The sequence below is a fragment of the Streptomyces sp. NPDC087270 genome (assembly GCF_044744625.1).
GTDB lineage: Bacteria > Actinomycetota > Actinomycetes > Streptomycetales > Streptomycetaceae > Actinacidiphila.
Window position 1 is genome coordinate 162272 of record NZ_JBIUYR010000003.1, and the last position, 24049, is coordinate 186320.

At 70.9% G+C, this 24049-nt stretch carries 20 protein-coding genes; 10 read left to right on the forward strand and 10 right to left on the reverse strand.

Annotated features, from left to right (window positions below; all coding sequences use genetic code 11):
- Positions 1-15 precede the first annotated feature (15 nt).
- From ACIPAE_RS07485 to tdh, 4 genes are all read right to left on the reverse strand, one after another.
- Positions 16-822, reverse strand: coding sequence for a DUF6461 domain-containing protein (locus ACIPAE_RS07485; protein ID WP_402443538.1), 807 nt, complete (start codon positions 820-822; stop codon positions 16-18).
- Positions 823-925: 103 nt separating this feature from the next.
- Positions 926-1846, reverse strand: a complete 921-nt coding sequence (locus ACIPAE_RS07490) for a LysR family transcriptional regulator (protein ID WP_402443540.1) — start codon at positions 1844-1846, stop codon at positions 926-928.
- 4 nt (positions 1847-1850) lie between these two features.
- Positions 1851-3062 carry a glycine C-acetyltransferase gene (locus tag ACIPAE_RS07495; protein ID WP_402443542.1) on the reverse strand — a complete coding sequence of 404 codons (1212 nt, stop codon included), beginning with the start codon at positions 3060-3062 and terminating at the stop codon, positions 1851-1853.
- Between the two features lie 129 nt (positions 3063-3191).
- A complete protein-coding gene (gene tdh / locus ACIPAE_RS07500; RefSeq protein ID WP_329373318.1) occupies positions 3192-4220 on the reverse strand; it encodes an L-threonine 3-dehydrogenase in 1029 nt (342 codons plus the stop codon).
- Positions 4221-4656: 436 nt separating this feature from the next.
- Here tdh and ACIPAE_RS07505 point away from each other — a divergent pair, with 436 nt between their 5' ends.
- The 7 genes from ACIPAE_RS07505 (at position 4657) to ACIPAE_RS07535 (ending at position 13573) form a co-directional block, all read left to right on the forward strand.
- Positions 4657-6792, forward strand: coding sequence for an ROK family protein (locus ACIPAE_RS07505; protein ID WP_402443543.1), 2136 nt, complete (start codon positions 4657-4659; stop codon positions 6790-6792).
- A 26-nt stretch (positions 6793-6818) separates the two neighbouring features.
- A complete protein-coding gene (locus tag ACIPAE_RS07510; RefSeq protein ID WP_402443944.1) occupies positions 6819-7715 on the forward strand; it encodes an ABC transporter permease in 897 nt (298 codons plus the stop codon).
- Complete coding sequence (locus ACIPAE_RS07515) at positions 7708-8634, forward strand: ABC transporter permease (RefSeq protein ID WP_402443545.1); 927 nt, start codon at positions 7708-7710, stop codon at positions 8632-8634. Before ACIPAE_RS07510 ends, ACIPAE_RS07515 begins: the two co-directional genes overlap by 8 nt.
- Positions 8634-9635 carry an ABC transporter ATP-binding protein gene (locus ACIPAE_RS07520; protein WP_366411586.1) on the forward strand — a complete coding sequence of 334 codons (1002 nt, stop codon included), beginning with the start codon at positions 8634-8636 and terminating at the stop codon, positions 9633-9635. The genes ACIPAE_RS07515 and ACIPAE_RS07520 overlap by 1 nt, the downstream gene beginning before the upstream one ends.
- On the forward strand, positions 9610-10626 hold the full coding sequence (locus ACIPAE_RS07525) for an ABC transporter ATP-binding protein (RefSeq protein WP_402443546.1): 1017 nt from the start codon (positions 9610-9612) through the stop codon (positions 10624-10626). Before ACIPAE_RS07520 ends, ACIPAE_RS07525 begins: the two co-directional genes overlap by 26 nt.
- Positions 10627-10686: 60 nt before the next feature.
- The gene (locus tag ACIPAE_RS07530; RefSeq protein WP_402443548.1) at positions 10687-12282 is read left to right on the forward strand and encodes an ABC transporter substrate-binding protein; all 1596 of its coding nucleotides are present in this window, start codon (positions 10687-10689) and stop codon (positions 12280-12282) included.
- A 100-nt stretch (positions 12283-12382) separates the two neighbouring features.
- Positions 12383-13573, forward strand: coding sequence for a Gfo/Idh/MocA family protein (locus ACIPAE_RS07535; protein WP_402443550.1), 1191 nt, complete (start codon positions 12383-12385; stop codon positions 13571-13573).
- Between the two features lie 78 nt (positions 13574-13651).
- Here ACIPAE_RS07535 and ACIPAE_RS07540 read toward each other — a convergent pair whose 3' ends face one another.
- Positions 13652-14746 carry a DUF4037 domain-containing protein gene (locus tag ACIPAE_RS07540; protein WP_402443551.1) on the reverse strand — a complete coding sequence of 365 codons (1095 nt, stop codon included), beginning with the start codon at positions 14744-14746 and terminating at the stop codon, positions 13652-13654.
- 172 nt (positions 14747-14918) lie between these two features.
- On the opposite strand from ACIPAE_RS07540, the gene ACIPAE_RS07545 reads away from it, so the two are divergent.
- Both ACIPAE_RS07545 and ACIPAE_RS07550 read left to right on the forward strand, forming a co-directional pair.
- Complete coding sequence (locus ACIPAE_RS07545; protein ID WP_329373301.1) at positions 14919-15089, forward strand: hypothetical protein; 171 nt, start codon at positions 14919-14921, stop codon at positions 15087-15089.
- A 218-nt stretch (positions 15090-15307) separates the two neighbouring features.
- Entirely contained in the window at positions 15308-15700 is a 393-nt protein-coding gene (locus tag ACIPAE_RS07550) for a PPOX class F420-dependent oxidoreductase (protein WP_329373299.1), read from the forward strand.
- Positions 15701-15851: 151 nt separating this feature from the next.
- Here ACIPAE_RS07550 and ACIPAE_RS07555 read toward each other — a convergent pair whose 3' ends face one another.
- The 5 genes from ACIPAE_RS07555 to ACIPAE_RS07575 form a co-directional block, all read right to left on the reverse strand.
- A complete protein-coding gene (locus ACIPAE_RS07555; RefSeq protein ID WP_402443553.1) occupies positions 15852-16820 on the reverse strand; it encodes a phosphotransferase family protein in 969 nt (322 codons plus the stop codon).
- A complete protein-coding gene (locus tag ACIPAE_RS07560) occupies positions 16810-17379 on the reverse strand; it encodes a universal stress protein (protein WP_402443555.1) in 570 nt (189 codons plus the stop codon). Before ACIPAE_RS07560 ends, ACIPAE_RS07555 begins: the two co-directional genes overlap by 11 nt.
- Positions 17380-17561: 182 nt before the next feature.
- Positions 17562-18368, reverse strand: a complete 807-nt coding sequence (locus ACIPAE_RS07565; protein WP_329373293.1) for a helix-turn-helix transcriptional regulator — start codon at positions 18366-18368, stop codon at positions 17562-17564.
- Positions 18361-18930, reverse strand: coding sequence for a carboxymuconolactone decarboxylase family protein (locus ACIPAE_RS07570; protein WP_329373291.1), 570 nt, complete (start codon positions 18928-18930; stop codon positions 18361-18363). Before ACIPAE_RS07570 ends, ACIPAE_RS07565 begins: the two co-directional genes overlap by 8 nt.
- A 289-nt stretch (positions 18931-19219) precedes the next feature.
- A complete protein-coding gene (locus ACIPAE_RS07575; protein WP_402443558.1) occupies positions 19220-20035 on the reverse strand; it encodes a class I SAM-dependent methyltransferase in 816 nt (271 codons plus the stop codon).
- A gap of 489 nt (positions 20036-20524) precedes the next feature.
- Between ACIPAE_RS07575 and ACIPAE_RS07580 the strand changes: the two genes are divergently transcribed.
- Positions 20525-23929 carry a lectin gene (locus ACIPAE_RS07580; RefSeq protein ID WP_402443559.1) on the forward strand — a complete coding sequence of 1135 codons (3405 nt, stop codon included), beginning with the start codon at positions 20525-20527 and terminating at the stop codon, positions 23927-23929.
- Positions 23930-24049: the final 120 nt, after the last annotated feature.

The following is a 24049-nucleotide window of genomic DNA, read 5'->3' on the forward strand; positions in this document are numbered from 1 at the left end:
TCCGGAGCCGACCGCTCAGACCGTGTCCTCCGGGGCGGAGAGGGGGTCGATCCTCGGGTGGTCGGCCTCCGCGCGGCGGCGGGAGGCGGCTTCCTCGATCCGGGCACGGGTGAACTTCCGGTAGAAGCGCTCGCCGTGGGCGTCGGTGATGTCGACGACGACGGTGGTCCACTCCTCGGCGGGCTCGTCGGGGACGAGCCCGAGCCGGTAGTGCGCGTCCCGGAGCACTTCCTCCGTCAGCCGGACGCCGGTGAGCCGCTCGGTCAGGGCGAGGACCGCCGCCTTGTCGTCGGTGCCGCCGCTCCTGCGGTCCTCGTCCCGGAGGTCGCAGCCGACCTCGCGCATCATCGGGAGGAGGGCGTCGGGGGTGCTGCCGCTTCTGAAGGTGGGCCCTTCGAAGGTGGTGCGCAGCTCCCCGTCCTCGTACCAGGAGAAGCCGTTGATGGGCTTGCCGCCGTTGCGGGAGTGCTCCACGGCCCGGCCCCCCGCCGAGAGGGCCTTCATGAAGCGCGGCTGGATGCCCGTGCCGCCCCGTGCGAGTTCCCAGACGAGTGTCCAGTCGCCGTCCTCCCCCGGCACGGTGAACGCGCCGGCGAGGAAGGAGCTGTCCGAGTGGTCCAGCTGGTCGCACAGCTCGTTCTGGAGCTCGATCAGCTCCTCGACCCCCGCGCACGTGCCCTGCGGCTCCGCGCCCATGACCCGCAGCACCTCCTCCGGGGGCACGCCCCGCACCAGGGCCAGGCTGTAGCCGCACTCCAGCGCGTGGCCGAAGAGCGGGGAGGAATGTATCCAGGCGTAGTCCTGCGCGGTCACCGAAGTCATGGGCCGATTCTGACCGCTGCCACCGACAGTGTGGCCCTCCCCGCCGACCCGCGGCATCAAGGCGCCCTGACGCGACCGCCTGTGGCGCGGCGCCTCGCGCCGGTCAGTCCGCGTCGGGGCTCGCCGTGGCGGCTGCCTCCTGGAGTTCCGAGAGGACCGGGCGGATCAGGGGGTGCTGCTCGGCGCCGCGCCGGACCGCGGCGAAGACCCGGCGGGTGGCGGGGCTGCCGGCGACGGGGCGGATCACGACGTCGGGCAGGTGCACCCCGCGCAGCGCGGAGCGCGGCACCAGCGCGACACCCGCGCCGACCCCGACCAGCGCGGCGACCGCGCGGAAGTCGTCGGACGAGTGCGCGACGCGGGGCTGGAAGCCCGCCAGCTCGCAGGCGAGGGTGACCACGTCGTGGCAGGGGTTGCCCGGGTAGGGGCTGATCCAGTACTCGTCGGCGAGGTCCTCGACCCGGACCCGCTCGCAGTCGTCCAGCCGGTGGCCGCGCGGCAGGACCGCGTCGAAGGGCTCGGCGTACAGGGCGACCCGGGACAGCCGCTGGTCGTCGTCGCGCGGCGCACCGCGGTACTCGACCGCGACCGCGACATCCGCGTGCCCGTCCAGCACCATGGCCAGGCTCTCGTCGCCCTCGGCGTCGCGCACGCGGACCCGGATGCCCGGGGACGACAGCGTCAGCGCGGCCATCGCCCGGGCCAGCACGGTGGTGATGCCTGTGGCGAAGGACACCACGGTCACGGTGCCGGCCGCCCCGCCCGCGTAGGCGGCGAGCTCGGCCTCGGCCCGCTCCAGCTGGGCCAGCACGGTGCTGCTGTGCGCGACCAGGATCTCCCCGGCGGCGGTCAGCCGGACCCCGCGGCCGTCACGCACCAGCAGCTGGTGGCCGACCTCGGCCTCCAGTGCCGCGAGTTGCTGCGAGACCGCGGAGGGGGTCAGGTACAGCACGGCGGCCGCGGCGGTCACCGTACGGTGGTCCGCCACGGCCCGCAGGGTTCGCAGCCGGCGCGTATCGATCACCTGGTCATCCTGCCAGGGACTCCCGGGCGGCCACGAATGCCGCGACGGCCCGCTCGACGTCCTCGGCGGAGTGGCTCGCGGACAGCTGCACCCTGATCCGGGCCTTGCCGTGCGGCACCACCGGGTAGGAGAAGCCGATCGCGTAGACGGAGTGCTCCAGCAGCAGGTCAGCCAGCCGCCCGGCCTGTTCGGCGTCGCCGATCATGACCGGGACGATCGGGTGGCCGCCCGGCGCGAGCTCGAAGCCCTCCTGGGTCATCCGCTCCCGGAACAGCGCGGTGTTCTCCTGGAGCCGGGCCCGCAGCAGCGGTCCCGGTCCCGCCTCGGACTCGTCCTCCAGCAGGTCGAGCACCTTCAGGGAGGCGGCCGCGATCACCGGGGCGAGGGAGTTGGAGAACAGGTACGGCCGGGAGCGCTGGCGCAGCAGCGCCACGATCTCGGCGCGGGCGGCGACGTAGCCGCCGGAGGCGCCGCCGAGCGCCTTGCCGAGGGTGCCGGTGAGGATGTCGATCCGGTCCATCACGCCGTGCAGTTCGTGGGTGCCGCGCCCGCCGGGGCCGACGAAGCCCACCGCGTGCGAGTCGTCCACCATCACCATGGCCCCGTAGCGGTCGGCCAGGTCGCAGATCTCGTCCAGCGGGGCGACGAAGCCGTCCATGGAGAACACGCCGTCGGTAACGATCAGCTTGCGGCGCGCGTCACCCGCCTCCTTGAGCCGCTGCTCCAGCTCGGCCATGTCCCGGTTGGCGTAGCGCAGCCGGCGGGCCTTGGACAGCCGGATGCCGTCGATGATGCTGGCGTGGTTGAGCGCGTCGGAGATCACCGCGTCCCGCTCGTCCAGCAGCGTCTCGAAGACGCCGCCGTTGGCGTCGAAGCACGAGCTGTACAGGATCGTGTCCTCCATGCCGAGGAACGCCGACAGCCGGGACTCCAGCTCCTTGTGCACCTCCTGGGTGCCGCAGATGAACCGCACGGAGGCCATGCCGTATCCCCAGCGGTCCAGCGCGTCCTTCGCCGCGGCCACCACGTCGGGGTGGTCGGCCAGGCCCAGGTAGTTGTTGGCGCAGAAGTTCAGCACCTCGCCGGGGCGGCCGCCCGCGGTCACCTCGACGGTGGCGCTCTGCGGTGTGCCGATGACGCGCTCGGGCTTGTGCAGACCGGCGGTGCGGATCTCGTCGAGGGTGGCGCGCAGATCCGCGCGGACGGAGTCGAGCATCGGGAGGGTCTCCTTGAGGCGAGGGGCGGGAGCCGGTGGCGAGGGGGCAAGTGCGGGTGCGGGTCCCGGAGTTCGGGACATGGCGCGGTGCGGGTACGGCGGGCGGCGCGGGACGTACGGCCGGAGCGCTCAGGCGGTCCAGTCGAGGATGACCTTGCCGCAGCGCCCGCTCGCCGCGTCGTCGAACGCCTCGTCGAAGTCCTGGTACGAGTAGCGGCCGGTGATCACCGGGCTGAGGTCGAGACCCCCTTCGAGCAGCACCGACATGGCGTACCAGGTCTCGTACATCTCCCGCCCGTAGATCCCCTTGAGGGTGATCATCGACGTGACGATCCGGGCGAAGTCGACGGCGAACTCCTCGGCCGGCAGGCCGAGCAGGGCGATCTTGCCGCCGTGGGTCATGTTCGCCACCATGCTGCGCAGTGCCTCGGGGCGACCGGACATCTCCAGGCCGACGTCGAAGCCCTCGCGCAGCCCCAGCGCGCGCTGGCCCTCCTCGATCGTGGAGGTGCGCACGTCCACCGCGAGGCTCACCCCGACCCGCTCCGCCAACTCCAGCCGGAACGGGCTGACATCGGTGATCACCACGTTGCGGGCGCCCGCGTGCCGGGCGACCGCAGCCGCCATGATCCCGATCGGGCCGGCCCCGGTGATCAGCACGTCCTCGCCGACGAGCGGGAAGGACAGCGCGGTGTGCACGGCGTTGCCGAACGGGTCGAAGATCGCGGCGACGTCCGGGTCCACCGGCACCCGGTGCACCCACACGTTGGCGGCCGGCAGCGTCACGTACTCGGCGAACGCGCCGTCCCGGCCGATGCCCAGGCCGACGGTGCTGCGGCACAGGTGCCGGCGTCCGGCCAGGCAGTTGCGGCAGGTGCCGCAGACCAGGTGCCCCTCACCGCTGACCCGGTCGCCCGCGGCGATGCCGGTCACGCCGGGCGCGACCTCGACGACGTCGCCGACGAACTCGTGGCCCAGCACCAGCGGGGTGCGGATCGCCTGCTGCGCCCATCCGTCGTACGCCCGGATGTGCAGGTCGGTGCCGCAGATGCCGGTGCGCAGCACCTTGATCAGGACCTCGCCCGGGCCGAGCGCGGGCTCGGGCACGTCCGTGAGCCACAGGCCGGGCTCCGCCTTCGCTTTCACAAGTGCCTTCACCGGCGGACTCTCCTGAGCTGGGTGGGATCACCGCGACGTGACCGCCGTGGCGATCCCACCTTTCCGCCCCGTGCCGCGCCGGGTCCATCGAGGGTTTCTTAAGCCCCACCCAAGCTGGGCTTCATGATCGCGCCGGCCGAGCGAAATACGGACTATTCACCTCAATATCCTTGAATACGCCCACGCCGCGCGCGGGGGCGAAAACGCGCGGGCGCACACGTCCCAAAACGCCCATGGATTCGCATGTCCGATGATTCACCGCATCGACTCACAAAGGTGTCTTCGCCGCCCCCGCAGCGGAAGTCCACATGCCGGACAGGGTCTTGACCTGCCGAAAGACTGGCCCGAATCTCTTGCGCAACAGCCTTCTTAACCAATATGAAAGCTGCTGTGAAACCCGAGTGTCGGGCAGCCGGCGAAGGCAAGGACGAGAAAAGTGGCGAATTCGGACGGCAAGCGCACGATCGGCTCGCGTGCGCTCTGTATTGCCGCGATCCGGGATCTGGGCCGGGCGACCATCGCCGAGATCGCCGCCCGCGCGCGCCTCTCCAGGCCGACGGTGGAGGCCGCTCTGGCGGACCTCACCTCCGACGGCCTCGTCGAGGCCGAGGCGGACCAGGTCCAGCACGGTGAGACGGGTGGCCGTCCCGCCAGGCAATCGAGGTTCCGCGCCGAGACGGGCGTCGTCGTCGGCGTCGATCTGAGCGCCTCCGAGATGCAGGTCCTGCTCACCGACCTGGCGGGCCGCACCCTCGCGATGGGCTCGTCGGGGCAGCCCACGTGCAGCGACGCGCGGCCCGATCCGAGCCGGGTGGTCTCCGTCGTCGACGACGCCCTCGGTCGGGCCGGCTTCACCCGGGCCGATCTGCGGGCTGTCGGTATCGGCACCGCGGGGCTGGTGACGCCGAGCGGCGAGGCCCTGACATCGCCGGTCAGGTCCTGGAACGGCACCAACCTCCAGGACCGGTTCACGGCGCTGCTGGGCGTCCCCGTGATCGTCGACAACGACCTGTCGCTCGCCGCTGCGGCCGAGTCGTGTTTCGGTGCCCTGGAGGGAGCCGGGACCGGCGTCTACGCGCTCACCTGGCACCATGTCTCGGCTCGGATAACGGTCGACGGCGCGGTGCTTCGCGGGCGCCACAACAGCGCCGGCGAGGTCGGCCTGCTCCGGTCGTTCAGCGACATCGAGTTTCCCGTCGGGCCGCTGAACGAGGCCGTGTCCCAGATCGCGCGGCCGCTGGAGCGGTTGCGCGCGGACCCCACGGACGCGGAAGGCCGCAGGACGCAGCAGGCGCTGGTGTCCGCCATGACCCCGGCCATCGGTGCGCTCGTGCTCGCCGTCGACCCCGACGTGGTCGTGCTGGGGGGTGAACTCGCGCGTTTCGGGGACCTGATCGCCTCGGACCTGGCCACCGCGGTGGGCGAGTTCACCGACGGCGCGGGCGAGCTCGACGTCGTGATCACCCCGACCTCCCTCGGCCGGCACGGGGTGTGTGTCGGCGCCGTTCACCGGGCCTTCGAGAGCTTCTCCGGCGCGATCTACGGCACCGAGGAAGTGGCGCCGCCGCGGGTGGACCCCGACCTCGCCACCGGCGCCGGGCTCCCCGTGAGCCACCCGCGGATCGCCTTGCTGGACGGCGGCGGGGCGCTGGGCGAAGCGGTCAGGGCGTCACCGCTGGCGAGTGGAGTCCGCAACCACGCCGAGGTGTCCGAGGTGATGGCACTCGGCATCGCACCGGAGCACGTGTTCATCGATCTGCCCGGCCCGGAGCGGGTCGAGGCGGCGAAGGCCGTGCTGGAGCGCGGGATCGGCGTCACGCTCGCGGCGCCGCCGGCCGACTCGCCGACCGCGCTGGACGAACTGCTGGAGGTGGCCCGGCGGACCGGCGCACCGATGCGCGTCGACCACGCGCCGCGCAGATCTCCGGCGGTCCGTACGCTCAAGCGCTGCGTCGCCGACGGCCTCGTCGGGGACGTCAGCGCCATCTGGTGCCGGCACCTCACCGGAACCGACGTCCACGTGACGGACGATCAGCTCGCTCTCGACGTCGACGTCATCCACTGGCTGTCGGGTGGCACGACCGAGCACCTCAGCGCCGTCGCGTCCCTCCCCCGCCCTGACCGGGCCACCGGTGACGAACCGCGGCTGTCGATGATCGCGTTCGTGCTGGACAACGGTGTGCCGGCCGGCTACATGCGCGGGTGGGGCGCGGGTCCGGATCGGCGCTACTACACCGTCGTCGGGACGACCGGCCGCCTGGAGAGCGACGGCGACCAGGTCTGGCTCACCGCGACCGCAGCGGAGGCCGGAGAGCGGACAGCGGACCCGACCGGGGCGCGCGCCGACCCGTCCGCCCCGCTGCCCCCACCGCCGCCCGAAGACCCGCTGGACGTACGGGCGGTGACGGCCGGCCCCACCCGCTCGGTCCGGGAGGCGCGCGAGGCGATGGCAACGGTGCACGCGATCCGGCTCTCGCTTCTGCGTGACGGCGAGCGCTGCCGCGTCGAGCCGCCCCCCGCGGATCTCGTCACTTACTTCACCAGCACGAACCAGGAGGAACCTCGGTGCTGAGGTACACGATCACGCGAGTGCTGTACATGATCCCGACCGTCATCGGTTCGACGCTCCTGATCTATCTGCTGGTCTTCCTGGTACCCGGTGACCCGGTGCTGGCGCTGGCCGGCGGCAACAAGCGGCTCTCGCCGTCGAGCATCGCCGCGATCCGCAAGCAGTACAACCTGGACGACCCCTTCTTCGTGCAGTACGGGAAGTACCTCGACAACGTGCTGCACGGCAATTTCGGATACGACTTCAACGACAACTCGGTCACCGCGCTGATCAAGACCGCCTTCCCCTACACCTTGGCGCTCGCGCTGTCGGCCTTCGTGTTGAAGATCGTCATCGGTGTGCTGCTGGGGGTCTGGGCCGGGCTGCGCAAGGACGGCATGCCCGAGAAGTTCAACCTGTTCTTCACGGTCGTCTTCCTCGCCGTACCGGGTTTCCTCGTCGCCTACTTCTCCCAGTACCTGATCGGTATCAAGGGGCACCTGCTGCCGATAGCCGGTGTCCAGGCGGGCTACCCGAAGGCGTTCATCATGCCGGCCCTGGTACTGGCGCTGGAGACCGCGGCGCCGCTGGCGAGGCTGACCCGGACCAGCCTGGTCGACGTCCTGAAGGCGGACTACATCACGACGGCGCGGGCCAAGGGCGCCTCCCCCGGCCGGGTGATCTGGCTGCACGCTCTACGGAACGCGTTCCTGCCGGTGGTGACCTACCTCGGGCTGAGCCTGGCCGGCCTGCTGGGCGGTTCGGTGCTGATCGAGTCCATCTTCAACCTGCCCGGTCTCGGCGGCACCCTCGCCACCGCGATCTCCCAGCAGCAGGGGCCGGTCGTCGTCGGCGTCTCGGTGTTCCTGCTGCTCTTCTACCTGGTCACCGCCCTGGTGGTCGACCTGCTCTATCCGATCATCGACCCGAGGGTCCGCCATGTCTGATGCCATCGAGGCTCTGGTCGCGACCGGAGCCAAACCCGAGCCGTCCGCTCCCCCGCAGCGCGGCGGGAAGCGCCCCGGGCTGGTGACGCAGGGGCTGCTCCGCACCCGCCGGCAGCCGTTCTTCATCCTGTCCGTGCTCATCATCGCGCTGGTCGCGGCGATGGCCGCCGTACCGGGGCTGTTCACCCACACCGACCCGCGGGACTGCTCCCTCGTCGACTCCCGGCTGGGCCCCCGATCCGGGCATCCGTTCGGCTACGACATGCAGGGCTGCGACTACTTCTCCAACGTCGTCCACGGAGCGCGGATCTCCCTGGAGGTCGGCCTGCTGGTGGCGGTCTTCACGTTCTTCATCGCGATGATCGCCGGTGCGCTGGCGGGGTACTTCGGCGGCGCCGTGGACACCGTCATCTCCCGCACCGCCGACATCGTCCTGGGTGTGCCGGTCGGGATCGCCAGCCTGGTGATCCTCTACCAGTTCAAGTCGCGGACCGTGTGGACCATCGTCTTCGTGCTGGTGCTCTTCAGCTGGGCCGGAACGATGCGGTACCTGCGCGGTTCGGTGCTCCAGATCAAGCAGCTGGAGTACGTCCAGGCCGCCCGGGTGCTGGGCGTCCGGCACTGGGGAATCCTGCGCCGGCACGTCATCCCCAACGCGATCACTCCCCTGGTCGTGATGTCGACCCTCAGCGTCGGCGCCGCCATGACGGCCGAGGCGGCCTTCTCCATCCTTGGCGTCGGCATCAAGCTGCCGGCGTTCTCCTGGGGCGTCCAGATCGCGGCGGCCAGTACGGACGGCAACTGGCAGGTCGCCCCGCACCTGATGTTCTTCCCGGCCGGAATGCTCGGCCTGACCACGCTCGCCTTCGTCGTGTTGGGCGAGAACCTGCGTGACGTGCTCGATCCCAGGGGGCGTTGATGAGCAACCCACTGCTCGAGGTCAAGAACCTGGGCATCGAATTCCGCTCCGGCGAGCGCCGGTTGCCGGCCGTCCAGGACCTCAGCTTCAGCATCGCCCGGGGCTCGACCCTGGCCGTGCTGGGCGAGTCCGGATGCGGCAAGAGCATCACCGCCAAGGCGATCATGGGCATCCTGCCGACACCGCCCGCGCGGATCACCGGCGGACAGATCCTGCTCGACGGAACCGACCTGCTGGGCCTGTCGCCCAAGGCGTTCCGCAAGGTGCAGGGGGCCGAGATCGCCATGGTCTTCCAGGACGCGCTGTCGGCGCTGAACCCGGTGGTGCCGGTGGTCCGGCAGATCGCCGAGCTGTACCGCATCCACCGCGGCGCCGGTCGGCGTGACGCGGAGACCGCCGCCATCGACATGATGAAGGCGGTCAAGATCCCGGACGCCGCGAACCGGGCCAGGGACTACCCGTTCCAGTTCTCCGGCGGGATGCGGCAGCGGATCATGATCGCCATGGCGCTGGCCCTGGAGCCCAAGCTCCTCATCGCCGACGAGCCGACCACCGCGCTCGACGTCACCGTCCAGGCGCAGATCCTCGACCTGCTCGCGGAGCTCCAGCAGGAGCGCGACATGAGCCTCATGCTCATCACGCACGACCTCGGCGTCGCCGCCCACATCGCCGAGGATGCCCTGGTGATGTACGCCGGCGGCGCGGTCGAGCAGGCACCGATCGCGGAACTCCTGGACCGGCCGGCCCACCCGTACACCATCGGCCTGCTCGGCTCGATCCCCGGACCGGAGCACCGGGGCGCGGACCTGCCGACCATCCCGGGACTGCCGCCCCAACTGGCGAACCGGCCGAGCGGATGCGGATTCCACCCCCGCTGCCGGTTCGCCACCGACCTGTGCCGGACCAAGGCTCCGCACGAGCTCCAGGTGTCCGCCGACCGCACGGCAGCGTGCCATCACTGGAAGGAGGCCATGGATGAATACCAGGCTGCTGGCGCTTGAGGACGTCAGGCAGGCGTACAAACCCAAGAGCGCGAAGTTCGGTGCCCGGCAGACGGGCACGGTCCGCGCGGTCGACGGCGTGACGCTGGACGTGGCGCCCGGTGAGACCGTCGGCCTGGTCGGCGAGTCCGGCTGCGGGAAGTCGTCGCTCGCCAGGCTGATCGTCGGGCTGGAGCGGCCGGTGTCAGGGCGCGTGCTCTGGAAGGGACGCGACCTCGCGGAGATGAGCCGCGCGGAGACGAGCGCCTTCCACCGGGGCGTCCAGCTGATCTTCCAGGACCCGTTCGCCTCGCTCGACCCCCGCCGTACGATCCGCGACTCGGTCGCCGAGGGCATCCTCGCCCACAGGCTGTTGCCCAAGCAGCAGATCCCGCAACGGGTCGACGAGCTGCTGGCCGACGTGGGCCTGGACCCGGCACACGCGGACAAGTACCCGCACGAGTGCTCCGGCGGCCAGCTCCAGCGGGTGGGCATCGCCCGGGCCCTGGCGCTCGGCCCCGACCTGCTGGTCTGCGACGAGCCCGTGTCCGCCCTGGACATCTCCGTCCGGGCGCAGGTGCTGAACCTGCTGAACCGGCTCAAGGAGAAGCACGGTCTGACGATCATCTTCATCGCGCACGACCTCGACGTGGTCCAGCACATGTCCGACCGGATCGTCACGATGTACCTCGGGAAGATCGTCGAGGAAGGACCGTGCGACGCGGTCTACGGCACCTCGGCCCACCCGTACACCCGGGCGCTGCTGTCGGCGGTGCCGAAGAGGCTGCCGCCCGGGCACCGGATCGACCGCGTCGTGCTGGAGGGCGATCCGCCGTCGCCGATCGACCCGCCGCCGGGCTGCCCGTTCCACACCCGCTGCTACACCGCCGTCGCCGAGTGCGCCGAGACCCTCCCCGCGCTCACCGAGGTCGGCACCGGCCACCGGGCGGCCTGCCTGCGCGCCGAGGACGTGCGTGCCTCCCGTGTCGGGCTGCCCTACCGGGCTTCCTGACACCTCCGCCTGCCTGGCCCCCTGCTCATACCGGGGTCCGTACCCCCGAGAGGAACCGCATTGAGAGTCGCCAACACCGTCGTCGCCGCAGTCACGGTCCTAGCCGCCTCGGCAGCTCTCACCGGCTGCGGCAGCCTCAACGGCACCTCGGGCGACGGCATCCGGTCGGGTGCCATCACCGCCGTGCAGACGGGGACGATCGCCCGGATCACCGGCCCGCAGAACCCCAGCAGCCAGATCGGCATGGCCCTGTGTGAGGGGCTGACCAGGATCGACGACGCCGGCAAGGTCCAGATGGACGGGGCCCAGAGCGTCAGCAGCCCCGACCAGGTCACCTGGACGATCAAGGTCGCCCCCGGCCGGACCTTCTCCGACGGCACGCCGATCACCGCGCAGACCTGGGTCGACTCCTTCAACTTCACCGCACTCGGTTCCCACGCGATGGCCAGCAACTACGCCTACGAGCACGTGCGGGGGTACCCGGAGCTGAATCCGGCGAAGGGCAAGGCCAAGAGGACCACGCTGTCGGGGCTGAAGGTGATCGACAAGAGCACCTTCACCCTGACCACGGACAGCCCGAACAACGACCTGCCCTACATGCTGGCCACGCTGCCCTTCTGCCCCATGCCGGAGTCGGCGTTCAAGAACCCGATCGCCTACGACAAGAAGCCCGTCACCAACGGCCCCTACGTCCTCACCAAGCTGAACCCGCAGTTCCAGGCGGTGGTGGAGCGGCGCAAGGACTACAAGGGCTGGATACCCGAGGGCGCGGCGAAGAAGATCACGTTCCGGGTCTACAACGACCCCAACACCGCCTACCAGGACGTGGTCGCCGGCAACACCGACGTGCTGCGCAGCCTGCCTCCGGGCCTCGTCGCCCAGGGCAAGAACGCGCTCGGCGACAAGGGCCTGACACCCATCGCCAAGAACACGCTGGAGACCTACATCACCTGGCCGACCTACCTGGACAAGAAGTACCCCAAGGAGGTCCGTGAGGCGTTCTCGATGATCGTCGACCGGGACGCCATCTCCAAGCACCTCTTCCTCGGCTCCAGCCAGGCCGCCCGCTCGCTCATGCCGAACTCGGTGTCCGCCTACCGCCCGGACGCATGCGGCTCGACGTGCGGCTTCGACCCCGCCGGTGCCAAGAAGCTGCTCGAACGGTCGGGCTTCAAGGGCACCATCCCGCTGCTCTACGACTCGTCGGACACCACGTTCGCCGCCGCGGCGCTGGCCATCTCCAACGAGGCGAAGAGGATCGGGCTGAACATCGAGCCGCGGCCCAGGCCGACAGCCGCACTCGGCGCGGACACCAACAACTACGCCCTGGACGGGCCGAGCATCGCCCTGTGGGGTTCGTCGTTCCCGAGCGCGTCGGAGTGGGTGGCCTCCGTCATGGTCGACGCCAACTACCGGCTGAAGTACACCAACGCGACGGCGTCCTCGGAGGTCACCCAGGCATGGGCGGCGAAGAGCCCGGCCGACGCCGATCGGCACTGGCGGGCCGCGGAGGACTCGATCCTCGCCGACCAGGTCATCCAGCCCCTGTACTACCAGGTGATGTACATCGCGCACGACGCGTGCCTGAAGCCGCACTCCGCCGGTGGCGACATGCAGATCTACCGCACCCAGATCACCTGCAAGACCAGCAACTGACGCGTATCGCGCGGGTGCGGCGCCCGACCGGCCGCCGCATCCGGCGCGTACCCCGGTGGCCGTTCCGGTCACCAAGCTACGCAACGAGGAGTCATCGCACATGGACGCACGCATCGGCATCATCGGTTTCGGCCTCAGGTCGAGCCTGTGGCGCTACGCCCACAACCCGGGGAACGGCTCGCGGGTGGTCGCCGTCTGCGACAGCGACGAGCGCGGCCGCACCGACGCGGTGGAGAAGATCGGCGACGGCGTCCAGGTGACGGCCGACATCGACGAGTTGCTGGCCCTCGATCTCGACGCCGTGATGGTGCTGACCCCCGACCATCTGCACGCCGAGCATGCGGTCCGGACGTTGGAGGCGGGGGTGCCGACGTTCCTGGAAAAGCCGATGGCGATCACCATCGAGAGCGCGGACCTGATCCTGGAGACGGCCTACCGCACCGGGACCCGGCTCTACATCGGGCACAACATGCGGCACATGCCGGTGATCAAGGCCATGCGGGACGCGATCCTGGCCGGCCGGATCGGCCAGGTCAAGGCCGTCTGGTGCCGGCACTTCGTGTCCGCGGGCGGCGACTTCTACTTCAAGGACTGGCACGCCGACCGGACCAAGTCCACCGGGCTGCTGCTGCAGAAGGGCGCCCACGACATCGACGTCATCCACTGGCTGGCCGGCGGCTACGCGACGAGCGTGTCGGCCATCGGGTCGTTGAGCGTGTACGGCGACATCACCGATCGGCAGGACAACTCCGGGCGCCGGATGTGGGACTGGTACGACACGAACAACTGGCCGCCCACCGCCCAGCGGGAGTTGGCGCCGAAGATCGACGTCGAGGACATCTCGATGGCGAACCTCGTGCTGCACAACGGCGTGCTCGCCTCGTACCAGCAGTGCCACTTCACGCCTGACTACTGGCGCAACTACACGGTCATCGGCACCGAGGGCCGGCTGGAGAACTTCGGTGACGGTGAGGGCAGCACGATCAAGCTCTGGAACAAGCGTTCCGACGCCTATCGTGAAGAGGCCGACGAGATCATCGAGGTGCCTCCGGCCGAGGGCGGCCACGGCGGGGCCGATCCGATGCTGATCTCCGAGTTCGTCCGATTCGCGGTCGAGGGCGGCCCGACCATGACGTCCCCGGTCGCCGCCCGGCAGTCGGTGGCAGCGGGGATCGCGGGAACGGAGTCGATCCGCGGCGGTGGCGGCGCGGTCCAGGTGCCGCCGATCCCCGCCGAGATCGAGGACTACTTCCTCCGCGACCAGGTCAAGGCCGACCACGCGGGGCTCTAGTGCCGTGGCATCGGGCAGCGCGGAGTAAGTCCGCGCTGCCCGGTGCGGGTGCGTAGGGGCGTACGTGCGGGGGACGGGTCAGGACGTCGTGCCCGTGACGCCGGCCGGTGCGTAGGGGACGTAGGGGACGTGGCGGTGGCGCAGGGCCGCGTTCGGGCTCGCGGTGAGTTCGGTGCTGTCGACGTACTGGTCGACGGCGCCGATCGGGGGCCGGGCGCGCAGGGCGGGGTCGGTGATGGTGGCGGTGAGCGCGTGCGTGAAGCGGTGGGCGTCCAGCACGAGGAACGGGCGGTCGTGGAAGGGCCGGACCGAGGGGTCGAGCGGGTCGGTGAGGGCGAGGGCGTTGTGGAGCGCGGCGGCGGCCTCGTAGGCGGGCGTGAGGTGCCGCTCGCGGGCGCGCCAGGTGCCGGCGGACAGCGCGCCGGTGAGGTGCGGGGTGAGGTCGGCGGCGCAGGTCAGCGCGGCGAAGGCGGTGCCGAGCCACTTGCCGTAGGGCGGGTAGACCCGGTGCATCAGCAGGCACAGCCGCATCAGGTCGCGGACCTGGCGGGCGGCCACCACCGCGGAGCCGAGTTCGTCGCCGACCTCGCCGCAGCGGCCGACGAAGGGCTCCTCCTGCGACAGCCGCATCCACTGGCAGGCGAGAACGTGGCGCCACACGTCGTCCGGGTACCAGGCGAGCTGCTCGCGGTACGCGGCGAGCCGGCCGAGCCCGTCGTGGAAGACGGCGCCGGCGGTGAGTTCGCGCAGGGTCTGGGTCGGCGTCGTCAGCCAGGCGGAGACCGGTACCCCGCCGGCCGGGTCCGCGCCGAGCTGCTCGGCGAAGTACGCGCCCAGGTCGATGACGTCGACCCGGTGCCGGGCCGGCGTCCCGGGCGGGAACTCCCAGCGCACCGGGTGGCCGCCGAACGCCTCGGGCAGTTCGCGCTCCAGCAGCGCGGTGAGATCGGCGGCGCGGGCACGGAAGTCCTCGCCGCCGAGGAAGACCTGCACCCGCGGGCCCCAGGCGTGGTCGGTCGAGCGCTCGGTGTCGTACCCCTGCACCTCGGAGCCGGCGCCGATCAGGCCCGCGGAGTACGGCACCGGTCCCAGCGCGGAATCCAGCAGCGGCCCGACGATCTCGGCGTGGAACGCCTCGGCGAGCGCGAGTCCCGGTACGAACGATCCCGTCACCCCTCCACCCTCCCAGAGCCCGCCCCCGCCCGGCGACCCGGTTTCCCCACCCCGCTCCGCGCCTCCCCCTCCTTCAAGGGGCCGGGCGCCCTTCACCGATTCCGCGGTGGGCGGGCGGCCCGTCGTGGTCATACGGTGGTGGAGTACGCACTCCCATCGGGAAGTGAGCGACATGGACAAATCCAGCGACAAGGATCAGCGAGCACGGCAGGCCGCCGAGGCCGAGCGGCGCTCGAAGGAGAGCGGCGCCCACGAGGCGGACGAGACCAAGGACCGTGGTGACGAGCACCTCGTCGAGGACGAGGACCGCTCCATGCAGTCCCTCAAGCGCGACGACCGGTAGCTCACCGCGACCGACCATCGCTCACGGTGAAACGTCCGGTCCTGACGGCGCCCGCCCGGCAGCACGGGCGGGCGCCGACGCGTTGCGCGCCCCGGGGATACGGCACCCACGCCGATCGGAGCCGGCCGGTGCCGGCCGATGTCACAACGGGACCGCCGCCCCTGTCGTACCTGCGCAAGGCCCGCACACCCGCGGGCGAGAAGCAGCGGAGGCATCCGATGACGCACACCCGTACCCCGTTCGAACCCTTCGTCCGGCAGAAGACGATCCTGCTGACCACGTACAAGAAGGACGGCACGCCCGTCGGCACGCCGGTGAACATCGTGGTCGACGGGGAGCGGGCCTTCTTCCGGACCTACGACGCCGCGTGGAAGGTCAAGCGGCTGCGGAACAACCCGCGGGTCGAGATCGCGCCGTCCACCGTTCGGGGCAAGCCCACCGGCCCGGCGGTCGAGGCGCGGGCCACCCTGATCACCGGGGAGGAGGCCGACCGCGCCGCGAAGTCCCTCGCGCACAAGTACCCCTTCCTGCACGGGGTCCTGGTGCCCTTCGTGCACCGCAGGAAGCACTACGCGACGCTGCACTACGCCCTGACGGCGCCGGGCGAGTAGGTCAGCTGGGTCCGCGCCCGCCGGTCCGACGGGTCAACGGGCGCGCCGGCCTTCCGACGACTCCTGTCCGTCGGCGGACTCCTGTCCGTCGGCGGAAGCGGGCAGGCCCGGCCGAGCCCTCGTCCTCGGCCGCGGCCCGGACCGCGTCGGCTCAGCGCAGCGTGTCCATCAGGATCGTGACATACGCGTCCAGCCGTTCCTCCACCACTCGCGTCGTCAGCTCCGTCCGCCCCGCCTCCCGCCACGGCCGCGAGAACTGCCGCACCTCTTCCGACGCCGCCAACCCGTCCCGGACCAGCCAGTACAACCGCTCGCTCGCAGCCGCGGCCAGCACACCGCCCGCCTCCTCGTACGCCGCGGCGAACCGCAGCCCCCACGCCGGACCGTGCAGCAGCGCGAGATTGGTGCAGCAGTGCGCGACATCGAGGTCCGCCGGACCCCAGCAGGCCCCGGCCCAGTCGACGACACCGGCGATCCGGACACCTGCCGGACTTGACGCCGGCGCGTCGAACAGCACGTTGCCGGGCTGGAAGTCCCGGTGCAGGAACCGCCCTTCCCAGCGCGGAACCGGCCCGCGGATCACGTCGATCGCCGCAGCCCACACCGCCGCGTCACCTCCCTCCGGAACCACGACGGTGTCGGCGGTCGTCAACGCCACATACCCCCGCACCCGCTCGACCGGGCGTACCGCATGGATCGCCACGAGGTGACGGGCGAGCAGGGAAGCGCGCCGCTCCACTCCCTCGTCCTCAAGGACCGTCCGGCCCGGCAGGCACGTCATGAGGAGCGACGGAAACTCGCAGTGCGCGGCAGTCGCGTCGACCGCGATCAGCCCGGGCGCCGGCACACCGGTCCCCACGAGCAGGGTCAACGCGACGGACTCACGGTCCAGCCAGTCCTCCGCGTCCTCCACGTCCACGAAGGTCCGCAGCACCAGGTCACGGGTACGCCCGTCCCGCGCGCCGATGGTCAACTTCCGCATCTCGGCCGTGATACCGCCGTGCAACTCCTCACTCCCGACGATCCGCTCGCCGGCCTCCAAGTGCCGGCTGACCCAGGCCAGCGTCAACGGTCGCACCGGTTGTTCCGCGGAACGGGCGCCCTCTCGCTCAACTCCCATGCCGCCTCCTGGAGCCGTCCGACCTGCCGTACCCCCCGGCGGACAGCAACCGGGTCAGTTCCCGATCCGCGGACGTGGACTGCTGCTCAAGCCCCACCGCCAGACGCAGCCGCCGCAGCGTGGTGTGCTCCCGGTCGGCCACCGGTACCGCGACCACGGGGACCCGGCACTTGCGCAGCAGCCTGCGGACCATGCGGCGCGCCAGTACTCCCCGCCACGACGGCGGGTGAGCGACCATGACGAGGTCGGCCCGCACCTCCCGGGCGATGCGGGCCAGGCCGGCGGCAGGATCGCCGTGCAGCTGGCGCAGCCGTAACTCCGACAGGGGTCCGGCCAGTTCCCGCACCTGCGCGGCGACCCGTGCGTGGGCCGCCTCGTGGGCGCCCGGTTCCTGATACGGAATGAATCCGGGCGTGCCCACCAGCACGAACTCCCGTCTGAAGTGCACCGGCAGCACCATCCCCTCGTATCGGCAGGCCATCGCCGCCGCCATCCGCAGCACCGGCCGGCAGCGCGGGTCGTCCGACACCATCACCACGATCAGCGGTTGCTCCTGCACGGCCCGCTCCCTTCGTTTCGGCTTGCGCCTGCTGCGTGGTCGTCGAAGACGGCGACCGTGCGCCCAACGCTCACAAGCACGTTGCCCGCACGGTCGCCGAGGTACGCCGGTCACCGACCCCAGTCCTTCTCGTCGAAGGTCTTCACGTCCAGACATCGAGGGCTGCTCCAGCGCCGCTGGGGTCAGGGCTGCGCCGCCTCAGCGAGTTGACGCGCGTGGGACCGGGTCTCGTCGTTCATCGGGAAGAAGCACTCGATGCGCAACTCCTGCAGCGTCACGTCCTGCGGTGTCCCGAGCGTCGTCACGGTGGAGAAGAAGTCGAACCGCCGGGCGCCGCGCACGTACCGGATCGGCACGATCGGCAGCACCGGCGTGGCCGCGTCGAGCGACCGCAGCGAGGCCGGCACCCCGGGGTAGTCCAGCACCTCGTCGAGAATCCGCTGGGCACGCTCGTCGGTGATGCCCCCGATCGCCTCCCGGCGGGCGCGCCGGACCAGCGCCTCGGCAACCTCCGGCCAGTTCGTCACGTGCCGGCGGACGCCGTCCGGGTGGAACATCCGGCGCAGCACGTTCGCCGGTCCGGGACCTGTCTTCGCCTGCCCGTCCTGGAGGAAAGCGAAGAAGCGGCGAGCGGCGGCGTTCGTGTGCCGGATGTCCCAGCTCCGGTCCATCACCAGAGCCGGAAAGGGCTCCTGCTGCGTCAGGATGGTGTCGAGCGCGTCCCGGACGGCGGCGAGCGACGGCGCGTCCAGTTCGGACTCCGGGTACTCGGGCGCGAACCCGGCCTTGAGCAGCAGGGTGTTGCGTTCGCGCAGGGGTACGTCGAGCACCTCGGCGAGCTTCAGGACCATGGCCCGGCTGGGGTTCGCACGGCCGGTCTCGAGGAAACACAGATGGCGGACCGACACCGCGGCCTCGGCGGCCAGCGCCAGCTGGCTCAACCGCCGGGCGCTCCTCCAGTGTTTCAGCAGGTGACCGACGTCAGACACCGCTCGAGTATCCCGCAGTCCACGCGTGCGGCCGCACCGCCACCTCCAGCGGTGGCCGGGCCACGTTCGCGGTGTAGTTCGTCATCGCGGAGATCGCCACCCCGGTGATCACTTCGAACAGCTGCTCCTCGGTGAAGCCGGCCGCCGTGAACGCCGCCACGTCCGCCTCGTCGAGCCGGCCCCGCTTGTCGATGAACGCGCGGGTGAGCGCCGACAGCGCCGCCATCCGCGGGTCGGCGGGCAGATCGCCGCGGCGCAGGGCCTCGACCACGGCCGGTTCGACCCCGTCCGCGAGCGCCTCCAGCGTGTGGAACGCGACTGCCCATTCGCTGCCGTTGGCGACCGCGTTGGACAGCAGCAGGACCTGCCGTTCGTCCGGGCCGAACGTTCCGTCACCCCGGAAGTGCCCGAATGCGGAGAAGAAGGTGTTCAGCAACGCCGGCGAGTTCGCCATGAGCCCGGCCGCGGCCGGAACGAACCCGAATGCCCCCTGCAAGGCCGTCAGCGGCTCCTTCACGGCTTCGGACGCGGTGTCGGCGGTATGGATCTGGTAGCTGGTCATGACTCGGAGTCTGCGGCAGCCACGACGTCGAACCAATTCCCTCGGAGGTAAACGCGCGCGAGACCGCCGGCACGTGGTCACCGCAGCGGTTCGACGAGGCCGGCGGCTGATCCCGCGTTCCGCTCCGCGTCGAACGGGGGCTCACGCAGCACCTCGACGACCTTTCGCCGCATCTCACGCCCTTCGTTGACGTCGTCCGGGTCCAGGACACCCTCGTGCCGGTGGGCGCGCCTGCTACGCCGGCCGTGGACGCGACAGGATTCGGACCTGTCAGAGGGCGGCTCGTGGTTCACAGGGCGCGGGCGAGGAAGACGTCGGTGACCTGGAGTACGTCGATTCCGCCGCCGTGGGCGTCGAGCACGCGTCCGGCCTCGGCGAGTGCCTGCCGGCGATGGTCCTCGGGCAGGATGCGATAGGCGGACAGCGAGGCGAGGTGGCCGAGGTAGCGGTCGGTGTCGTACCGCAGGTCCTGCCGGAACCGGACCGATCGCAGGTCGGTGAAGCGGCCGTCCCGGCGGCATTCGGTATCCGGCCAGTCCTGGTCCCAGTTCCCGGGCTCGTCGCCGGAGAGGTCGGCGGCCGGGAAGCGGTGTGGTGAACCGGTGATGCCGTGACGGTCGCCGATACCGGCGAGTTCGGCGCGCAGTCCGGGGTCGTGTATCCCGTGAGGGTTTCTGATCAGCGCCACGGAACCGCCGGGGGCGAGCGCGGCGTGGACCAGGTCCCAGCGCCGGTCACGGTCCAGGAAGTTCCAGGCCGAGGCGGCGAACAGCAACCCGTAGTGCCGCCCGCCCGGTTGCCACCGCTCGAAGTCGCCGACCTCGACCCGGACGTTCGGATGGCCGGCGGTGTTGCGTCGCAGGACCTCGGCCATGCGGGCGTCGGGCTCGACGCACACCAGCGGAATCCCCAGCGCGGCGAACGGCACGGTGGCCTTCCCGGTACCCGCGCCGACCTCCACCGCCGGACGGTCCCCGAGAGCCGCGTACGTCAGGACCTCCGTGACCATCGCGGGCGAGTAGCCGGGGCGGGCGGCATCGTAGAGCTCGGCCACCTCGCCGAAGACCTTGCTCCGCGCGGCGTTGACGTGTCCCTCTGAGCCCATGAGCGTCCCTCGGCTTCGTGATCGGCAGGCGGGCACCCTACCGACCGGAACGCTTCACCATCCACCGCTTTGGGAGCCGCCCCTTCCTCGATGACCACAGGGACGGAGCAGCAGGCGGTCGCCTGCCCCGCAACGCGCACGGCTCCCGTCCCACCGCGTCGGTTCGTCGGGCCCGACGCCGGTCGGCTCGGCCCCACCGCAGGTCCCGCTCCCGCGCCGACGCGACACGCGAGGTGACCTCCGCCGAAGCCGTCGGCGGACCGTCCGGCGGGCGGTCGCGACACGCCTGGGGAGGTGCGCGGGGTGGGAGCGACGGGAGTGAAGACTCCTCCTGGGTCATTGACAGGCCCTCAGGGTCCGCGCTCTACTCATGCCTCGTGCAGATTGGCAACGTTGTCAGTCCGTGAGCCGTACGACGCCGCTGTCGATCGAGGACGCCACCCGTCCCTGGCACACCCATGTGTGACGCACGAATCGCGGAGGCAACCGATGGTCAGACAACGGCGCCCCGACCGGGCCCGTTTCAGCAGCAGATTCCGTCAACGCCTCGCCGTGGTGTCCCTGTTGGGCATCGCAGCGCTCCCGATCCAGTCCCTCACCGGCGCCGACGCGGCGTCGGGGCCGCAACTCGTCGCGGACCCGGCCGCGTTGATCAATCCGCTGATCGGCACCTCGGGCGCCGTCAACACCTTCCCCGGGCCCGACATGCCGTTCGGCATGATGCAGTGGGGGCCGGACACCACCCCTGACCGGACGCAGGGCGGCGGCTACGAGTACAAGGACAGCAAGATCTCGGGCTACAGCCTGACGCACATCTCCGGGCCCGGCTGCGACGTCGCCGGCGACGTGCCGATCCTGCCGGTCACCGGCGCGCTGTCGGGGAACCTCTCGAACCTGTCCTCGCAGTTCAGCCACGACGACGAGCAGACCGGCGTGGGCTACTACGGCGTCACCGACTCCGCCGGGATCAAGACCGAGCTGACCGACACCACGCGCGCGGGCCTGGGCCGGTTCACCTTCCCGGCCGGCACGCAGTCGAACCTGCTGCTCAAGCTGAGCAGCGGCGCCTCGCAGGTGGACGGCACCCGGGTGCAGGTGGTCAGCGACCGCGAGGTGAGCGGGTCGGTGGACAGCGGGCACTTCTGCGGCGCGGCCAACCGCTACACCCTGCACTTCGACATCAAGTTCGACCAGCCCTTCACCGCGAGCGGCACCTGGGTCGGCAGCACCATCAACCCCGACGCCACCAAGCTCAGCGAGGGCCGGCCGCAGCAGAAGCTCGCCACGCACTCCAACACCCCGCTGCACGAGCAGCACTTCACGGTGCCGGGCAGCGCATCGCCGAAGATCCACCCCAGCGGCGACGCCTCGCCCTCCGCGAGCCCGGACAACTCCACCGCGAGCCCGAAGAGTTCGTCCGCGGCCACGTCCGCGACGGCGGGCCCGCCGGTGACCGGCGCCAACGGCATGTACCTCACGTTCGACACGGCGAAGAAGGCCGCCGTGACGGCGGCCGTCGGCATCTCGTACACCAGCGACGGCAACGCGAAGTCCAACCTGTCGACCGAGGTCAAGGGCTGGAACTTCGACGCCATGCGGAAGGCCAACCACACCGCGTGGAACGACGTGCTGGACAAGGTGCGGATCGGCGGTGGCAGCCACGACCAGCAGGTGCAGTTCTACACCGCGCTCTACCACGCGCTGCTGCACCCGAACGTGTTCTCGGACGACAACGGCCAGTACATGGGCATGGACGACCAGGTCCACAAACTGGCCAAGGGTCAGAAGGCCCAGTACGCCAACTACTCGGGCTGGGACACCTACCGCTCCCAGACGCAGCTGATCTCGATGGTCGCGCCGAAGCAGACCGGTGACATCGTCACCTCGATGCTCAACGGCTACGACCAGACCGGCCTGCTGCCCAAGTGGGCGTCGAACAACGGCGAGAGCTACGTCATGGTCGGCGACCCGGCCACCTCGATCATCTCCGACGCCTACGCGTTCGGGGTGCGCAACTTCGACACCGCGCACGCCCTGTCGGCGATGGAGCACGAGGCGACCGCGCCGAACCAGGACCGCCCGGGCGAGGCGGTGCGCGACGCGAAGGGCTACCTGCCGCTGGACGGCACGTACTCCTGCTGCAACTTCTACGGCCCGGTTTCGACCCAACTGGAGTACGACAGCGCGGACTACGCGCTGGCGTCCTTCGCGAAGTCGCTGGGCAAGACCGCGGACTACAAGAAGTTCGCGACCCGCGCGCAGGACTGGATGAACGTCTTCAACCCGCAGACCGGCTACATGCAGGCGAAGAACTCCGACGGGCAGTTCGCCGGCGGCTTCACGCCGGGCACCTCGAACGGCTTCGTGGAGGGCACTTCGGCGCAGTACACCCCGATGGTGCCGTTCGACCTCCAGCAGTTGATCACCGCCCGCGGTGGTACGGCGGCCTACGGGTCGTACCTGGACAGCCTGTTGAGCGACATCGCCGATCCGTCGGGCACCAACGCCGACCTGAGCAACGAGCCGAGCCTGGAGATCCCCTGGGAGTACAACTACCTGGGACAGCCGTGGAAGACCCAGGCGGCGGTGCGCGAGGCGCAGCAGGACCTGTACTTCAACGCGCCGGTCGGGTCGTTCGGCAACGACGACCTGGGCGCGATGAGTTCGTGGTACGTGTGGTCGTCGCTGGGGATGTACCCGGAGACGCCGGGCACCGACACGCTGGTGCTGGGCAGTCCGGTCTTCCCGGTCGCGAAGGTCACCCTCGGCAACGGCAAGCAGGTCGCGATCAACGCCCCGCAGGCCGCGACGAACGCGCCGTACGTCCAGTCGCTGGACGTCAAGGGCAAGGCGTGGAACGACTCCTGGCTGACCTTCGGACAGTTCGAGAAGGCGGGCACGCTCGACTACAGCCTCAACACGGTGCCGAACACGTCGTGGGCTTCGTCGGCCGACGCGGTTCCGCCGTCCGACGCCACCGGCGGCGGGCGGGTGCTGGCGGCGACCGGCCCGAGCAGCGACGGGTTGATCATCGCGCCCGGGGGCTCAGGGGAGGCCACCTTGCGGCTGACCAACCTCGGGAGCAAGGCGGTCACCGCCGACTGGGCGGCCACCGCGCCGTCGGGAGTGACGCTCGGCACCTCCTCGGGCTCGCTGACGGTGCCGCCGTCGGGCAGCGCCGAGGCGAAGGTGCAGGTGACCGCGGGTGACACCGAAGGCGCGTACGCGGTGGCCTTCGCGGTGACCGACCACAGCGGCGGCGCGGCGCTGGCGAGCGCGACCCTGGGGGTGGCGGTCGCCAAGCCCGGCGAGCTGTGGCCGTACGAGACGAACGAGGGCGTCTACCCGGACGCCACGCACTTCTCCGGCGGGTTCGACGACGGCGGCTGGGCGTACTCGCAGAACGCGCTGGCCGCCGCCGGGGCGACCGGTGGCGCGAAGGTCAGCGCCGACGGCCTCGACTACACCTGGCCCGCGATCGCCTCGGGACATCCGGACAACCTGGAGGTGGCGGGCCAGACGCTGCCGCAGCCGGCGGGCACGTCGGGCGCGTACCTCGGTCTGCTGGGGTCGGCGACCAACGCCCCGACCGACGGCAGCGGCGTCCCCGGCGCGCTGACCGTCACCTACACCGACGGCACGACCGCCAAGGCGACGGTGACGTTCTCCGACTGGACGCTCAACGGCGCCGGCAGCAAGCCGGTGCCGGGCAACACCACCGCGATCACCACCGACTACCGCAACACCGGCAGCGGCGGCAAGGACAACGTCAAGGCGTACGTCTTCTCGGTGAAGGTGCCCCTGGACGCGACGAAGACGGTGGCGTCGGTGACGCTCCCCGTGACCGGCGCGTCGGGAACCGTCCACCTCTTCGCGATCAGCTTCGGCGGATGAGCGAATAACAAGGTGATCGGCCACCCCGCCGCCTGAAGCGGCGGTGAACGACCCGGGCGCGTCCCCCACTTCGGCGGGGGCCGCGCCCGGCCCCGTCCGCCCCCCGAGGCGCCGTCCCCC

What these genes read in the sequence shown, in the direction of transcription:
- ACIPAE_RS07485 (WP_402443538.1), bottom strand. Translation starts at nt 822, where the DNA reads ATGACTTCGGTGACCGCGCAGGACTACGCCTGGATACATTCCTCCCCG.
- ACIPAE_RS07495 (WP_402443542.1), bottom strand. Translation starts at nt 3,062, where the DNA reads ATGCTCGACTCCGTCCGCGCGGATCTGCGCGCCACCCTCGACGAGATC.
- ACIPAE_RS07510 (WP_402443944.1), top strand. Translation starts at nt 6,819, where the DNA reads ATGATCCCGACCGTCATCGGTTCGACGCTCCTGATCTATCTGCTGGTC.
- ACIPAE_RS07515 (WP_402443545.1), top strand. Translation starts at nt 7,708, where the DNA reads ATGTCTGATGCCATCGAGGCTCTGGTCGCGACCGGAGCCAAACCCGAG.
- ACIPAE_RS07520 (WP_366411586.1), top strand. Translation starts at nt 8,634, where the DNA reads ATGAGCAACCCACTGCTCGAGGTCAAGAACCTGGGCATCGAATTCCGC.
- ACIPAE_RS07525 (WP_402443546.1), top strand. Translation starts at nt 9,610, where the DNA reads ATGAATACCAGGCTGCTGGCGCTTGAGGACGTCAGGCAGGCGTACAAA.
- ACIPAE_RS07535 (WP_402443550.1), top strand. Translation starts at nt 12,383, where the DNA reads ATGGACGCACGCATCGGCATCATCGGTTTCGGCCTCAGGTCGAGCCTG.
- ACIPAE_RS07545 (WP_329373301.1), top strand. Translation starts at nt 14,919, where the DNA reads ATGGACAAATCCAGCGACAAGGATCAGCGAGCACGGCAGGCCGCCGAG.
- ACIPAE_RS07550 (WP_329373299.1), top strand. Translation starts at nt 15,308, where the DNA reads ATGACGCACACCCGTACCCCGTTCGAACCCTTCGTCCGGCAGAAGACG.
- ACIPAE_RS07555 (WP_402443553.1), bottom strand. Translation starts at nt 16,820, where the DNA reads ATGGGAGTTGAGCGAGAGGGCGCCCGTTCCGCGGAACAACCGGTGCGA.
- ACIPAE_RS07570 (WP_329373291.1), bottom strand. Translation starts at nt 18,930, where the DNA reads ATGACCAGCTACCAGATCCATACCGCCGACACCGCGTCCGAAGCCGTG.
- ACIPAE_RS07575 (WP_402443558.1), bottom strand. Translation starts at nt 20,035, where the DNA reads ATGGGCTCAGAGGGACACGTCAACGCCGCGCGGAGCAAGGTCTTCGGC.
- ACIPAE_RS07580 (WP_402443559.1), top strand. Translation starts at nt 20,525, where the DNA reads ATGGTCAGACAACGGCGCCCCGACCGGGCCCGTTTCAGCAGCAGATTC.